Genomic DNA, 13,554 nt, shown 5'->3' on the forward strand with positions numbered 1-13,554 from the left:
CACCTTATTATTCAATGGTTTGCCACAGCTATCCGAACCCTGCGACATCATGCTGACATTACCGGTGTTTTATATTCCGATAAAATACTTTTTAATCGAGTGCTTATGCTTTTTTGCATCAGGATCTACTTTACCTCATCAAGACCGCGCTGGGGCGCGCTCAAGCGGGACGCCGCGCCAGCTCCGAGGTGACTGTTTCAAGCAATTGCCTGAGCGCGGAAAGCTGCCTGCGATCACCACCATTCAGCAATAGCTGCGTCTGGCGCTCGATCAGCGTCAACGGATCGGCGATGTCCGGCAGATTGATATCCTGTGCGCGAATTTCATCACCGCTGCTGACCAGCAAGGCAAAGTGAATGACGTTCTCCAGCTCACGGGTATTACCGGGCCAGCTGTGCGCCTCCAGCGTGCGCTGCGCGTCCTCACTGATCAGTTGCACCGGCAGGTTCAGACGCTGGCTGTAGATCCCCACAAAATATTCGGCCAACGGCAGGATGTTGCCCGGCTGCTCGCGCAGAGCAGGCAGATCAAGGCGGCCCTCGCTCAGGTAATGATAAAGACGCTCGTGGAATTTCCCGGCGGCCACGGCCTGGGCCAGATCGATGCTGGTGGCGGCGACCAGACGCACATCGACCGGGCTCGGCTGCTGGGCGCCCACTCGCGTGACTTCGTGATTTTCAAGGGCCGCAAGCAGCTTGACCTGGATCGGCAACGGCAGGTCGCCGATCTCGTCCAGGTACAAGGTGCCGCCATTGGCTGAACCGAACCAGCCTGCGCGACTGCTGACCGTCCCACTGTGAGCTCCGGCGGCGTAGCCGAATAATTCGGCGTCGGCATAGGTCGGACTGATGGCACCGCAGTTCACTGAAACGAACAACCCGGAGCGATCGCTGCCGCGATGAATATGCCGCGCCAGCAATTCCTTGCCGGTCCCGGACTCGCCACGGATCAGTACCGGTAAAGAACGGGGAGCCAGTTGCTCCATTTCTTCACGCAACCGACGCGAGCGTGGATCGATAAACACCAGCGCCTTGGCGCGAATGCTCAGTGGGCTTTTTTCCGCATCGGGAAAGGTCAGCAGCGGCTGACCGAAGTTTTCGTGAAGGCTCATGACACACTCCCGCCTGAGCCCTTGCGATGGCTCAAGCGTTTAAAAAGACGGGACCCGGTGAGTCCGATAAACAAGCTGCCCGGTCATGCACGACGACGCGCGTGTTGCTCCAGACGGTTTTGCAGGCGATACAGGTAGGCGAAACCCTGCTCCCAGCGTTGATGGCCGGACTTGACGTTGATATGCCCGGCCTGACTCAGAAAGCCTAGCTCGGCACCCCAGTGACGCGCCATCTCGATGGCCCGCTGGGAGCTGACCGCAGGATCGTTGTCAGAGCTGACGATCTGCGTCGGAAACGGCAACAGATCAGTAGGGATCGGTGCAAAATTACGCAACGCAGGCGGGCAATTCGGACGATCGACGTCGGCCGGTGCCACCAGCAGTGCGCCCTGCACCTGACGCAAGGTTTCCAGCGGCGCGAGTCGGGCCCAGTGCGCGACGGTGACGCAACCCAGGCTATGCGCGATCAGGATCACTGGCGTGTCGTGCGCGGCGATCGTGCGTTGCAACTCACCCACCCAGTCTTCACGACGTGGCTTGAGCCAGTCGGCCTGCTCCACGCGCGTGCTGTTGGGCAGACTGTTCTGCCAGTGGGTCTGCCAATGATCATCAGGAGACCCTTGCCAGCCTGGCACGATCAGATACCGGATCGACTCGTTATGCATGGATTCGCCTCCTGCATGTATGCGTTCATGAGACGAGTATAGGGATGGAAGGTATATTCGCTAAGGAATAAGAAGCTATTTGTTAATTCCCAAAACGAATATCAGCTGACAGGCAAAAAAAGAGGCCACTCCCTGCCTTCGAGGAACGGCCTCCAATAAAAATCACTTTCAGGGCAAAGACTATCCACACTTCGTTACAGGATTACGACGGCCTCAGGTTGCAGGCACAGTACGCGGCCCCTGCTCGCCCGCAGCCAGCGGTAATGGTTCGTCGTGCTGCGGGACTTCACGGGCAACGTTCCAGACCACGATTGCAGCGATAATGTCGAAGATCGCCAGCACCACGAACAGCGGGCTGTAGCCGATTTTGGTGACCAGCACGCCGAATACCATGGTGAACGCCGCCGCCCCGAAAAAGCCGAACATTCCGCCCATCCCGGTCGCTGTTGCAACCTCGTTTTTACCGAATGAATCCGAGGTGATCGAATACAGCGCGCCCGACAGGGTCTGGTGGGCAAAGCCGCCGATGCACAGCAAGGCGATGGCGGTATAGGGACTCTCGACCAGCCCGATGCACGCTGGCCCGATCATGCAGGAGCAGCCGAACAGCATGACCATCTTGCGCGAAGTGAACAGCGACACCTTGCAGTACTTGTGGAACAACGGACTGAGGTAGCCGCCGAGTACGCAACCGATGTCAGCCGCCAGAAACGGCAGCCAGGCGAACATCGCGACTTCCTTGATATTCATGTGACGCTCGGTCATTAGATACAGCGGGATCCACGCATTGAAGGTCTGCCAGGCAGGCTCGGAGAGGATCCGCGCCGAGGCAATTGCGTAGAAATTACGGTTTTTGAACAGTCGCTTCCAGCTGCCTTTCTGGGCAGGTGCATCCTTCAGACGCGCTTCCTGGCCGCTGAGGATGTAGTCACGTTCGGCATCGCCAAGACGCTTCTGATCGCGCGGGTGCTTGTACAGCAGCAGCCACAGGCCGCTCCACACAATGCCAAGACCGCCGACAATCAGGAACGCCAGCTCCCAGCCACTCTGCAGAATGGCCCAGACCACCAGCGGCGGCGCCAGCAATGCGCCGAACGACGAGCCGATGTTGAACCAGCCGATGGCCACCGAGCGCTCTTTGGCCGGAAACCATTCGGTGGTCGCCTTGACGCCTGCCGGCAGCCCTGCTGCTTCGGTCAGGCCGAGCATGCCGCGGAAGATCGCCAGACTCTGCCAACCGGTTGCAAATGCGGCGGCAGCGCAGGCGCCAGACCAGGCGATGGCGAAAATCGCAAAGCCCATTTTGGTGCCGATCGCGTCGATGATATAGCCCGCCACGGGCTGCATGATGGCGTAGCACAATTGCCAGGCGACAACGATGTGCGCGTATTGCTCGGTGGAAATGCTCAGTTCGCTCATGAGCGTCGGTGCTGCGACGGACAACGTGTTGCGTGCCAGGTAGTTGACGACCAGGCCGGCCGTTACCAGCCCCACCATCCACCACCGAATGCCTTTTATCTTCATCTCTTCACCCTGTTTATTTTTAGATTGGCGATGAGCGTCCCGCGGCCAAGGCCGTGAGGCGGCTGGTTTTATGTAACTTCAGATTACGGTTTCTTCAGAAGACTTTTATGCGCTTTCTGCCGACGATCATGCGTAAAAACAGATTTTTCGCACGAAGAGCACGCGTTTATGGCCTGAGAATTCAGACTGATCATGAGGTTGTTACTCTTTGAATTATTTTTGTGGTTGTAATTTTTTTCAAGTCTTATGTTGTCGTACAACATGATGCACTTATAGTCATTTGCCATTCCAGTGTCAAATGACAGAAACGCTCTGACCTGCATCAGGGATGGGTTAGCGAGGCGTCGGGAAAAAGAGGCGCGCTTTAGCGTTATACGATGACTGCATAATCGGCGCCTGCTCATAGCTCGTTTCGGCCTATAGAGCGTCGCTCAGTGGTGATAGCGCGGACTATTTTCTGCGTAACGGCAAGAAACGCGTCATGACACTTGCACAACTGTCACAAATGCTTTCATTCTTGAAGGCGGCGTCAGGCAAGGGAGTTGCCCGGTGAGACCTTATCGGCACGAGCCTGATGCTGAAGTCACCTCATGTCAGGAAGAGGCGTGTGCATGCCCGAGCCAAGCAGTCTCGCCAGCTGGACCCCCGCTCTGCGCAAGCAGCTCACTGCCTTGGGCATGGACAGCGATGCGTTGTGCCAGAGCGCGGGCATTGACCTGAATAGGCTGAGTGAGGCCGATGCGCAATTCTCGCCGGATGTCACCGCCACCCTCTGGCAACGCGCAGTTCAGGCCAGCCTTGATCCGGCTCTGGGTCTACGTGTTTCACGTTTTGTCAGCCCGACGGCGTTTCATGCGCTGGGCTACACACTGGTGGCCAGCGGCTCGCTGCGTGAAGTGTTCGAGCGCATCGTACGTTACCGCTCGATGGCCGAGGACTCTCTGGAGCTGGACTTCAGAACAGTCGGCGAGCGTTATGAATTCCGCTTCGGCACACCATCCTCCTGCCAGTCACCGGTCCATGAGCTGCTCGATGCGTTTGCCGCGATTTACGTACGCACCTGCCGCAATCGGCTCGGCCGGGGCTATGCGCCGCTTGCCGTGCACCTGCAACGTCCCGCGCCCGAGGACCCGCGTCCCTGGCACGACCTGTTTCGTTCACCGGTCATGTTTGCGGCGCAGGAGAACTTGCTGGAGTTTGACGGTGATCAATTCGACAGCCACCTGGATGACGGCCCGGTACAGCTGAACGGTCAGGAATCCCAAGGGGATCCGCTACCGTCACTGATCTGGGAGCAGCGCGTACGCTCGGCCATCGAAACCCTGCTGCCGGACGGCGAGCCCACTGTCAGAAGCATTGCCGAAGCCCTGCACCTGAGCCCGCGCAGCCTGCAGCGCCATCTGGCCGACGAGGGCTCCTGCTATGACCTGCTGCTCAATCAATGCCGCCAGAACCTGGCGCTTTTGCACATGAACGATCAGCAAAGCTCGCTGAACGAAATCGCCTACCTGTTAGGTTTTTCCGACACCGACTGCCTGAGCCGCGCCTTCAAACGCTGGACCGGGCTGACACCGGAACAGTACCGCAGCGCCGTGGTGCGTTGATGGAGGGACGCTATCGTGTCCATGCTCCGCGTCCACTATTGATTAAGCGGCGCGGCGCACATCCATGACGCAGAGCGTCACGATAGGCACTCCCACGCTGGAGCGTGAGGAACGATGATGTTCTTGAGAACACCGTCGCGCCTGGGCTCCGCGTAGGTATGTCTTGGCTTCTAGCGTGCTTCGATCCGCGCCAGCTCAGGCAGATCCCCAGACAACCCCAGCGCTTCGCGGACGAACAGCGCCTTGGCTTCGGGCATGCGGTTGACCATTTTCAGGCCGGTGTTGCGCAACCAGCGCAAGGGCAGCGGGTCGGCCTGGAACAGGCGCTCGAAGCCTTCCATCGCGGCCATCAGCGCGAGGTTGTGCGGCATGCGGCGGCGCTCGTAGCGGCCCAGCACACGCAGGTCAGACCAGCGCTCGCCACGCTTTGCGGCACGGGTCAGCACTTCAGCCAGCACTGCGGCGTCGAGAAAACCGAGGTTCACGCCCTGCCCGGCCAGCGGGTGAATGGTGTGTGCCGCATCGCCAATCAGTGCCAATCCTCTGGCAACGTAACGCTTGGCGTGACGTTGACGCAGCGGCACGCACAGGCGGCTATCGGCAGACAGCACCTGGCCCAGTCGTCCTTCGAATGCCTGCTCCAGTTCGCGGCAGAACAGGTCATCCTCCAGCACCATCAGGCGCTCGGCTTCGGCAGGTGTGACTGACCAGACGATGGAGCACCAGTGCTCGCCCTCGCGCTCCAGCGGCAGAAAGGCCAGCGGCCCGTCATCGGTGAAACGCTGCCAGGCGGTTTTTCTGTGGGGGTCGGCGGTGCGCACGCTGGTGACGATCGCGTGATGCAGGTAATCCCATTCACGCGTCGGCGTTTCGGTCAGGCGGCGCACGGCGGAATTGGCACCATCGGCGGCCACTACCAGCGGTGCGCGCAGTTGACGACCATCGGCCAGGGTCAGCAGCCAGTCATCGCCGGAGTGACGCATCTGTTCCAGCCGTGCGTTGGCCAGCAGGCCGATGTCGCTGGCATGCAGACGGTCGAGCAGCGCGTCCTGCACCACACGATTCTCGATGATGTGCCCCAGCACGTCGGCATGCACACTGGAGGCCGAGAAGTGAATCTGCCCGGTGCCGCTGCCATCCCAGACCTGCATATGCGCATACGGGCTTATGCGTCGGGCTGCGATGCCGTCCCACACGCCCAGCCGCTGGAGGATTCGCTGGCTGGCCGCCGACAGGGCGCTGACCCGCGGCTCGAAGCTCGACTGTTGATCAAACGGCTCGACGCTCAGCGGTCCACCGTCGACCACCAGCACATCAAGGCCGCTGCCCTGCAATGCCAAGGCAAGGGCACTGCCGACCATTCCGGCTCCGACAATCAGCACATCTGCGCGCGTTTCCATGGTCAAACCGTTCTCGCTTGCGGCCGAAGCCCTGTGTTTAAAGTGTGTGATTCACACATCGGATCGAGTCCCCAAACCCATGGCCTGGCGGGCAAACCAGCGCTTGGCGGCAGGCAGCAGGTCCAGCCCGAGCAACCCGACGTTACGCCCGGTGGCAACCGCCGACCGGGAGCTGCCGAACAGGCGTGTCACCTTGTCGGAGAAGCCCACGGTCAATTGCTGATCCTGGCGCTGACGCTCACGGTAGAGCTGCAGAGTCGGCAGCTCACCGGGCGGCGCGTCGCTGTCCAGCAGCGTCTCGGCCAGTGCATCGGCGTCGCGCAAGGACAGATTGAACCCCTGTCCGGCGACCGGATGCAGGCTGTGCGCCGCGTTGCCCAGAATCACCAGATGCGAGCGCACCTGCTCTTCGGCTTCGATCAGTGCCAAGGGGTAGACATGCCGAGCACCGACCTGACGCAGCGTGCCCAGGCGATAGCCAAAGACGCCCTGCAGCTCTTCCAGAAAACTGCGGTCGTCCAGCTCGGCCAGACGCTGGGTATCGTTGCCCGGACGTGTCCAGACCAGCGCACAGCGGTTATCCGGCAATGGCAGCAGCGCCATCGGCCCGTCCTCGGTAAAACGTTCGAACGCCTGACCACAGTGAGCTTCGCTCGGCGTGATATTGGCAATCAGCGCATGCTGGTCGTAGGGCCGTTGCCGCACCCCGATACCCAACTGCTCGCGCAGGCTGGAACGGCCGCCGTCGGCCAGCACCGCCAGGTCGCAGTCCAGCTCGCTGTCGTCACTCAGGCTCAGGCGATAACCGTCGGCCAATGGCTGCATGTGTTTGACCTCGGCCGGCACACGCCAACTGACCACATCACGATCCAGCCCTGCCCACAGAGCCTGACCGAGCCAGGCGTTTTCGACTACATAGCCGAGCGCCGGAACGCCCTCTTCGAGCGCAGACAGGCGAGTGGCGCCGAAGCGACCCCGGTCCGACACCTGGATTTGCAGAATCGGCTCGGCGCGTCGGGAAATCTGCTGCCACAGGCCAAGCCGTTCATAGATGCGTCGCGAGCCAAACGACAATGCCGAAGAACGCGCATCGTAGCTGGGCTGCCAGGCTTCACCCGGCGCAAATGGCTCGATGAGCACGATTTTCCAGCCGCGCGCCTTGGCACCGGCCTGCAGCGACAACGCAAGGCTTGCACCGACCAGTCCGCCGCCGACGATGGCGATATTGAAGCGGCTCATGCGACGTGTTCCTGTGCAGCCGCCATCAGCGCCTCGATCTCGGCGACGGTCTTGGGCACGCCGCCGGACAGAATTTCACACCCCTGCCTGGTCACAATCACGTCATCCTCGATTCGCACACCAATACCTCGCCATTTTTTCGCGACTTCCAGGTTGTCGGGGGATATGTAAATCCCGGGTTCAACGGTCAGCGTCATGCCGACCTCCAGTACGCGCCACTCGCCGCCGACCTTGTATTCGCCGACGTCGTGTACATCCATGCCCAGCCAGTGCCCGGCACGGTGCATGTAAAACATTTTGTAGGCCTCGCTTTCGATCAGCTCGCCGACGTCGCCGCGCAGCAGGCCCAGCTCGACCAGTCCGGCCGTAATCACCTTGACCGTCGCCTCGTGCGCCTGGTTCCAGTGCTTGTCGGGACCAATGGCCTCGAAGGCCGCATGCTGGGCCTTGAGCACCAGCTCGTAAATGGCCTTCTGCTCGGTAGAAAACCTGCCGTTCACCGGAAAGGTCCGGGTGATGTCACTGGCATAGCAGTCGATTTCGCAGCCGGCGTCGATCAGCACCAGATCACCGTCCCTGAGCACCGCGTCGTTCTGCTGGTAATGCAGGATGCAACCGTTGCGCCCCGAGGCGACGATCGAGCCGTAGGCAGGCATCTTCGAACCGCCCTTGCGGAACTCGTAGTCCAGCTCGGCCTCCAGGCTGAATTCATGCAGCCCCGCGCGACAGGCCTGCATAGCGTGCACATGGGCCCGCGCGGAAATATCCGCCGCGCAACGCATGACCTTGATTTCCGCAGCGGACTTGTACAGGCGCATGTCGTGCAACAGGTGGTCCAGCGCCACGAACTCCTTGGGCGGCTGGGCACCGAGGTGCGCCTTGGAGCGAATCACGTTGATCCAGTCCATCAGGTGCCGGTCGAATTCAGGATTGCTACCCATCGCCGAATACACCCGATCCCGGCCTTCGATCAGGCCGGGCAGGATTTCGTCGATGTCATTGATGGGAAACGCGTCGTCCGCACCGTACTCGCGGATCGCGCCTTCCTGTCCTGCACGCAGGCCTTCCCACAGCTCGCGCTCGGGATTGCGCTCGCGGCAGAACAATACGTACTCGCCGTATTCACGACCGGGGATCAGCACCACCACCGCTTCCGGCTCGGGAAAGCCGCTCAGGTACTGAAAGTCGCTGTCCTGCCGGTAAACGTGCTCGACGTCACGATTGCGAATGGCAACCGCAGCGGCGGGCAGGATGGCAATGCTGTCCGGCTCCATCTGAGCCATCAGAGCCTTGCGGCGGCGGGCGTACTCGGACTTCGGGATCTGAATCATGGGCAGCGGGCGTCCTGATGGAGTCCACCGGCTCGCGCTGTGGCACGCGCAGGCCGGTGTCGCAGTGATCGGCTATCAGTGCAGTGAAGGCTTGGGTTGCGGCGCGGACGGCTCGTTGAATTCAGTGAACAGCAGCAGCGGCGCTACGCGCATGTACTCCATGACTTCCATGTAGTCGGTTTCGCCGTCTTCGGACTCTTCCAGCGCGTCCTGAACCTGGGCAATCGCCGCCAGATCCTCCAGAACCGCCTTGGCTTCAGTGCCCAGCGGCTTGTCGCCAATGGCCAGACCGAAACCTGCCAGGAACCCCTGACACCATTGGCCCAGCGCAGCAGCACGCTCGGTCAGCGGTTCGTCGTCGCCCGGCAGCAACAGCACGACGGTCATGTCGTCACCGGTGAGCTCGCCCTTGACCATCTCTTGCAAGCCGACGAGCGCCTGACGGATATTGTCCTGCGGCTCGGTTTCGAGCAGGACCGACGCGTCGGCGAACCAGCCTTCGTTGTCGAAACCGGCACCTGCGCAACTGCGCCCCAGCAACAGGCCATGCAGCTCGGCAGGAGATACCTGGTGACCGCCACTGTTGAGCAGAGTGGCGAACGCTTTGTACGGAGAATTCTGAATGGGCATGGGTAGCTAGTCGCCAAACGGCGCAATGTCTAGAATGAAGGCCTTGTATCCTAGACTATCCGCGCGACAAGATCACCCGGACGGCGGTTCGAGCTTGAGCACAAGCATCGCTCCCCCTGCCATTCATCAGAAAGTATTCAGTGGAAAACAATGGAAGACACCGACCTGCAAGCGCTGATGAAACGTGTGGAGCTGCTCCTGAAGTATGCCGAGCAACTTAAAGGCCAAAACGCACTCTTATTAGCTCAGGAAAAGACCTGGCGCGAGGAACGTGCCCAACTGATTGAAAAAAACGAAATCGCCCGGCAGAAGGTCGAGTCAATGATTTCGCGCCTTAAAGCCCTGGAGCAAGACTCATGAGCAATGGCAACAGCGTTACCGTTCAGATCCTGGACAAGGAATATTCGATCATCTGCCCTCAGGAAGAGCGCACCAACCTGGTCAGCGCCGCCCGCTACCTGGATGGCAAGATGCGTGAGATCCGCAGCAGCGGCAAAGTCATCGGTGCAGATCGCATCGCCGTGATGGCTGCCCTGAACATCACTCACGACCTGCTGCACAAGGAACATCTGCCTGACGTACAGACCAGCGGTTCGACCCGCGAACAGGTCCGCGATCTGCTCGACAAGGTCGATCTGGTGCTGGCGACAGACACGCCCGGCACACCGGATTCAACTCGGGGCTGATTATTGCGGGGCATTTCTGTATACTCGCGCTGCTCCCTGGAGTGCTTGCCAGTCGGTCATGTCCCTGAGCCGATACGCACAACCACGGGGGTTGCACGTTGGGGTTGGTGTGCATGTCCGCTCGACGGAAAGCCTTAAAACCTCCTGCAATCTCCACCTTGAACTTTCGGGTTCAAGGGCTAAACCGACAGCGGTTCGTCGGGGAGTCCATATTCAGTTCGTTGCCAGCCCTGTTGTCTGGCAACGACGACCCCGCTCCGGCTTCAACCTCCTTTCCGGATCAGCCTGCATGACCTTCTGCTCATGATCAGCGCCCAATCACTTACTCGTCCGCAATTGCGCCGCCAGCTACGCAAGGCACGCAAAGCCCTGAGTCAAAGCCAGCAACGCGAAGCCGCACGGGATATTTATCGTCAATTGGCGCAGCACCCGCTGTTTCGACGTGCCCGGCATGTTTCGCTGTACCTGCCGATGGATGGCGAGATCGATCCGCGGCTGTTACTGCGTGAAGCCCAGCGTCGCGGCAAGGCAACCTATCTGCCGGTGCTCAACGCATGGCCGCGCACCCGCATGGTTTTTCAGCGCGTACGCCCCGGCGAGACATTCATCCCCAACCGTTTCCGCATCCCTGAGCCGCGCATCGACCGGGCAAAGCAGCGCACTATATGGGCGCTCGACCTGATTCTGATGCCGTTGGTAGGTTTCGATGACGAAGGCGGTCGCCTGGGCATGGGCGGAGGTTTCTACGACCGCAGCCTGGCGTACCTGGCGCGCAGAAAGACCTGGCGCAAGCCGGTGTTACTGGGGCTGGCTCACGAGTGTCAGAAAGTCGATCGACTGGCGCAGGCCAGTTGGGATGTACCGCTGCAAGGCACGGTATCGGATAAAGGCTGGTATGTGACGCAGACACTCTGATCGTTCAGCCAACAAGGCTATCAACGATCAGAGTACAAGCAGGGCTCAATGCCTGCCGGGGACTTTTTGCTGCTGCTGTGTGATCTCGACTGGAGCATCATCCTTGGTGGACCACAAGCTCTGTGCATAACCGGTTGTCACGACACCCAAGCCAAACAGAATAACCAGAATCCAGAGTAAATCAGGCTTGCGTTTCATTGACTGCCCTCCTTAGGCAAATCAATACGATGTCAGCATCGGTTTTGTATAGGCCGTGCAACAGCGTGGAACTTTGAAGGGCGGCATTTTGCGGTAACGTGAACCAGTACGCAAATAGTGGCGCGAACCGATTGTCGGTTTGTCATCAAACTGTTCGTATTACCGTGAACCTTTTGTCTGTGGAGTGAGCACAATGGCCTATTGGCTGATGAAGTCCGAGCCTGATGAATTCTCGATCAGCGACCTGCAACGACTGGGCAACGCTCGCTGGGACGGGGTGCGCAATTATCAGGCGCGCAATTTTCTGAGAGCCATGGCAGAGGGCGATGCGTTCTTTTTCTATCACTCCAGTTGCCCGGAGCCGGGCATCGCCGGCATCGGCAAAATCGCCAGATCAGCCTACCCGGACCCCACTGCACTGGACCCCGAGAGCCACTATCACGACGCCAAGGCCACGGAGGAAAAGAATCCGTGGAGTGCCATCGACGTCGAGTTCGTGGAGACCTTCAAGCGCGTGCTGGGGCTGGGTTATCTCAAGCAGCAAAGTCAGCTGGAGCAACTGCCTCTGGTACAAAAAGGCAGCCGGCTCTCGGTCATGCCGGTGACCGCCGAACAATGGGCGGCGATCCTGACATTGCGCTGACGAACGTTATTGAACGATGAAGTTATTGAACAGCAAGTCTTCGACAATCGGCTTGCCTTCTTCATCGTTCATGACGCGCTGAACCTGCTTGAGCGCTTCCTGACGAATGTTTTCCTTCGCTTCGGCGCTGCTCATGGTATCGACGGTCTGCTGAGTGAACAGCGACACCAGCTGGTTGCGGATCAATGCGTCATTGCGCTTCACGGCGGCCTCGGCGTCGGCACCTGTTACACGCAAGGCAATGTCAGCCTTGTAGACACGCAGCTTCGGGCCGCCATCAAGGGCGTAGTTACCCACGAACGGAGGCGTCAGCGAGACATACGCCGCTTTCGGGGCACCCCCTTCTTCCTTGGCTTCCTCTTGCGCCATGACAGGCAATGACAAGGCCAGCAACATCAGAATCCACGCTTTCACAGTCCACTCCTTAATACGGTTTGCCACGTAGCTTACAGCTTATGTGTGCTTATCAGGCAGGGCCATGCTTGTTGACCCGGGAACCCGCTTAACTGACTTTATCGGCCATTACCGGAAAAGGAATAGCCCGATGAAAGCCCTGTTATGCAAAGCCTTCGGTCCTGCCAGCACACTGGTGCTCGAAGATGTCCCCGGCCCCGCGATCAAAAAGAACGAAATTCTGCTCGACGTGCACGCCGCCGGGGTCAACTTTCCCGACACCTTGATCATCGAGGGTAAATACCAATTCAAACCACCCTTCCCGTTCTCACCGGGGGGTGAGGCCGCAGGCGTGATAGCCGCCGTCGGGGAGAACGTCAGCCACCTGAAAACCGGCGACCGCGTCATGGCCCTCACCGGCTGGGGCAGCTTTGCCGAGCAGGTCGCCGTGCCCCACTACAACGTGCTGCCGATTCCACAGGGCATGGACTTCACCACGGCGGCCGCATTCAGCATGACCTACGGCACCTCCATGCACGCCCTCACACAACGCGCCCGCCTGCAACCCGGCGAAACCCTGCTGGTGCTCGGTGCATCCGGCGGCGTCGGCCTGGCCGCCGTAGAAATCGGCAAAGCCCTCGGCGCCCGCGTCATCGCCGCCGCCAGCAGCGCCGAAAAACTCGAAGTCGCCAGAAACGCAGGCGCGGACGAACTGATCAACTACAGCGAAACCAGCCTCAAGGACGAAATCAAACGCCTCACCAACGGCAACGGCGCCGACGTGATCTACGACCCGGTCGGCGGCGACCTCTTCGACCAGGCCATCCGCAGCATCGCCTGGAACGGCCGCCTGCTGGTCGTCGGCTTCGCCAGCGGCCGCATTCCGGAACTGCCCGTCAACCTCACCCTGCTCAAGGGCGCTTCGGTGGTCGGCGTGTTCTGGGGCTCGTTTGCTCAGAGACAACCGCAGGACAATGCGGCGAACTTCAAGCAGCTGTTTGCGTGGTTTGAAGAAGGGAAGTTGAAGCCACTGGTGTCGACGGTTTATCCGCTGGAAAGGGCTGGGGAGGCAATTGATTTGTTGGGGGGACGGAGGGCTGTGGGGAAGGTGGTGGTGTTGGTTGGCAAGACCTGAAGCTCACGCAAAAGCACACGAGATTCCCTGACATGTGGGAGATGAGCCGGGCGACGCTTCGCTTGCTCGCGAAGGCGTAT

At 60.1% G+C, this 13,554-nt stretch carries 15 protein-coding genes and 1 other RNA gene; 7 read left to right on the top strand and 9 right to left on the bottom strand.

Translation table 11 applies throughout. From position 1 onward, the window contains the following. Positions 1–160 precede the first annotated feature (160 nt). From JOE34_RS04640 to JOE34_RS04650, 3 genes are all read right to left on the bottom strand, one after another. Complete coding sequence (locus tag JOE34_RS04640) at positions 161–1,111, bottom strand: sigma 54-interacting transcriptional regulator (RefSeq protein WP_096138690.1); 951 nt, start codon at positions 1,109–1,111, stop codon at positions 161–163. A gap of 83 nt (positions 1,112–1,194) precedes the next feature. After that, complete coding sequence (locus tag JOE34_RS04645; RefSeq protein WP_010413569.1) at positions 1,195–1,776, bottom strand: alpha/beta hydrolase; 582 nt, start codon at positions 1,774–1,776, stop codon at positions 1,195–1,197. Between the two features lie 213 nt (positions 1,777–1,989). Beyond that, positions 1,990–3,273 carry an MFS transporter gene (locus tag JOE34_RS04650; protein WP_003426030.1) on the bottom strand — a complete coding sequence of 428 codons (1,284 nt, stop codon included), beginning with the start codon at positions 3,271–3,273 and terminating at the stop codon, positions 1,990–1,992. Between the two features lie 638 nt (positions 3,274–3,911). Between JOE34_RS04650 and JOE34_RS04655 the strand changes: the two genes are divergently transcribed. Then, positions 3,912–4,904 carry an AraC family transcriptional regulator gene (locus tag JOE34_RS04655; RefSeq protein ID WP_010413565.1) on the top strand — a complete coding sequence of 331 codons (993 nt, stop codon included), beginning with the start codon at positions 3,912–3,914 and terminating at the stop codon, positions 4,902–4,904. Positions 4,905–5,074: 170 nt separating this feature from the next. Here the strand turns inward: JOE34_RS04655 and JOE34_RS04660 are convergent, their stop codons facing one another. The 4 genes from JOE34_RS04660 to JOE34_RS04675 all read right to left on the bottom strand — a co-directional run bounded on the left by JOE34_RS04660 (position 5,075) and on the right by JOE34_RS04675 (position 9,504). Further along, positions 5,075–6,304 carry a 2-octaprenyl-3-methyl-6-methoxy-1,4-benzoquinol hydroxylase gene (locus JOE34_RS04660; protein WP_209995155.1) on the bottom strand — a complete coding sequence of 410 codons (1,230 nt, stop codon included), beginning with the start codon at positions 6,302–6,304 and terminating at the stop codon, positions 5,075–5,077. A gap of 51 nt (positions 6,305–6,355) precedes the next feature. Continuing rightward, positions 6,356–7,543: a 2-octaprenyl-6-methoxyphenyl hydroxylase gene (gene ubiH, locus JOE34_RS04665; RefSeq protein ID WP_024682918.1), complete on the bottom strand. Its 1,188-nt coding sequence runs from the start codon at positions 7,541–7,543 to the stop codon at positions 6,356–6,358. After that, the gene (gene pepP / locus JOE34_RS04670; RefSeq protein WP_010413551.1) at positions 7,540–8,874 is read right to left on the bottom strand and encodes a Xaa-Pro aminopeptidase; all 1,335 of its coding nucleotides are present in this window, start codon (positions 8,872–8,874) and stop codon (positions 7,540–7,542) included. Before pepP ends, ubiH begins: the two co-directional genes overlap by 4 nt. A 75-nt stretch (positions 8,875–8,949) precedes the next feature. Next, on the bottom strand, positions 8,950–9,504 hold the full coding sequence (locus JOE34_RS04675; RefSeq protein ID WP_004414488.1) for a YecA family protein: 555 nt from the start codon (positions 9,502–9,504) through the stop codon (positions 8,950–8,952). A 150-nt stretch (positions 9,505–9,654) separates the two neighbouring features. On the opposite strand from JOE34_RS04675, the gene JOE34_RS04680 reads away from it, so the two are divergent. The 4 genes from JOE34_RS04680 (at position 9,655) to JOE34_RS04695 (ending at position 11,105) form a co-directional block, all read left to right on the top strand. Continuing rightward, complete coding sequence (locus JOE34_RS04680; RefSeq protein ID WP_002551573.1) at positions 9,655–9,864, top strand: TIGR02449 family protein; 210 nt, start codon at positions 9,655–9,657, stop codon at positions 9,862–9,864. Next, positions 9,861–10,190, top strand: coding sequence for a cell division protein ZapA (locus JOE34_RS04685; protein WP_003317331.1), 330 nt, complete (start codon positions 9,861–9,863; stop codon positions 10,188–10,190). The genes JOE34_RS04680 and JOE34_RS04685 overlap by 4 nt, the downstream gene beginning before the upstream one ends. Before the next feature lie 30 nt (positions 10,191–10,220). Then, positions 10,221–10,399: non-coding RNA, 6S RNA (gene ssrS / locus JOE34_RS04690), on the top strand. A 94-nt stretch (positions 10,400–10,493) separates the two neighbouring features. Continuing rightward, a complete protein-coding gene (locus JOE34_RS04695; RefSeq protein WP_003317332.1) occupies positions 10,494–11,105 on the top strand; it encodes a 5-formyltetrahydrofolate cyclo-ligase in 612 nt (203 codons plus the stop codon). A gap of 45 nt (positions 11,106–11,150) precedes the next feature. Here JOE34_RS04695 and JOE34_RS04700 read toward each other — a convergent pair whose 3' ends face one another. Next, the gene (locus JOE34_RS04700; RefSeq protein WP_003317333.1) at positions 11,151–11,303 is read right to left on the bottom strand and encodes a hypothetical protein; all 153 of its coding nucleotides are present in this window, start codon (positions 11,301–11,303) and stop codon (positions 11,151–11,153) included. A gap of 193 nt (positions 11,304–11,496) precedes the next feature. Between JOE34_RS04700 and JOE34_RS04705 the strand changes: the two genes are divergently transcribed. After that, on the top strand, positions 11,497–11,946 hold the full coding sequence (locus tag JOE34_RS04705; RefSeq protein ID WP_003392474.1) for an EVE domain-containing protein: 450 nt from the start codon (positions 11,497–11,499) through the stop codon (positions 11,944–11,946). 6 nt (positions 11,947–11,952) lie between these two features. Here the strand turns inward: JOE34_RS04705 and JOE34_RS04710 are convergent, their stop codons facing one another. Further along, positions 11,953–12,360 (bottom strand): flagellar basal body-associated protein FliL, encoded by a 408-nt coding sequence (locus tag JOE34_RS04710; protein WP_032662965.1) that lies wholly within the window; start codon positions 12,358–12,360, stop codon positions 11,953–11,955. Between the two features lie 130 nt (positions 12,361–12,490). On the opposite strand from JOE34_RS04710, the gene JOE34_RS04715 reads away from it, so the two are divergent. Beyond that, positions 12,491–13,474, top strand: coding sequence for an NADPH:quinone oxidoreductase family protein (locus JOE34_RS04715; RefSeq protein ID WP_209995157.1), 984 nt, complete (start codon positions 12,491–12,493; stop codon positions 13,472–13,474). Positions 13,475–13,554: the final 80 nt, after the last annotated feature.

It is taken from the genome of Pseudomonas sp. PvP028 (assembly GCF_017832255.1).
Classification (GTDB): Bacteria; Pseudomonadota; Gammaproteobacteria; order Pseudomonadales; family Pseudomonadaceae; genus Aquipseudomonas; species Aquipseudomonas syringae.

Excerpts from the sequence above, each read along its gene's own strand:
- pepP (WP_010413551.1), bottom strand. The coding sequence starts at position 8,874 with ATGATTCAGATCCCGAAGTCCGAGTACGCCCGCCGCCGCAAGGCTCTG.
- JOE34_RS04705 (WP_003392474.1), top strand. The coding sequence starts at position 11,497 with ATGGCCTATTGGCTGATGAAGTCCGAGCCTGATGAATTCTCGATCAGC.
- ubiH (WP_024682918.1), bottom strand. The coding sequence starts at position 7,543 with ATGAGCCGCTTCAATATCGCCATCGTCGGCGGCGGACTGGTCGGTGCA.
- JOE34_RS04655 (WP_010413565.1), top strand. The coding sequence starts at position 3,912 with ATGCCCGAGCCAAGCAGTCTCGCCAGCTGGACCCCCGCTCTGCGCAAG.
- JOE34_RS04675 (WP_004414488.1), bottom strand. The coding sequence starts at position 9,504 with ATGCCCATTCAGAATTCTCCGTACAAAGCGTTCGCCACTCTGCTCAAC.
- JOE34_RS04695 (WP_003317332.1), top strand. The coding sequence starts at position 10,494 with ATGATCAGCGCCCAATCACTTACTCGTCCGCAATTGCGCCGCCAGCTA.
- JOE34_RS04680 (WP_002551573.1), top strand. The coding sequence starts at position 9,655 with ATGGAAGACACCGACCTGCAAGCGCTGATGAAACGTGTGGAGCTGCTC.
- JOE34_RS04685 (WP_003317331.1), top strand. The coding sequence starts at position 9,861 with ATGAGCAATGGCAACAGCGTTACCGTTCAGATCCTGGACAAGGAATAT.
- JOE34_RS04645 (WP_010413569.1), bottom strand. The coding sequence starts at position 1,776 with ATGCATAACGAGTCGATCCGGTATCTGATCGTGCCAGGCTGGCAAGGG.
- JOE34_RS04650 (WP_003426030.1), bottom strand. The coding sequence starts at position 3,273 with ATGGTGGGGCTGGTAACGGCCGGCCTGGTCGTCAACTACCTGGCACGC.
- JOE34_RS04640 (WP_096138690.1), bottom strand. The coding sequence starts at position 1,111 with ATGAGCCTTCACGAAAACTTCGGTCAGCCGCTGCTGACCTTTCCCGAT.
- JOE34_RS04660 (WP_209995155.1), bottom strand. The coding sequence starts at position 6,304 with ATGGAAACGCGCGCAGATGTGCTGATTGTCGGAGCCGGAATGGTCGGC.
- JOE34_RS04700 (WP_003317333.1), bottom strand. The coding sequence starts at position 11,303 with ATGAAACGCAAGCCTGATTTACTCTGGATTCTGGTTATTCTGTTTGGC.
- JOE34_RS04715 (WP_209995157.1), top strand. The coding sequence starts at position 12,491 with ATGAAAGCCCTGTTATGCAAAGCCTTCGGTCCTGCCAGCACACTGGTG.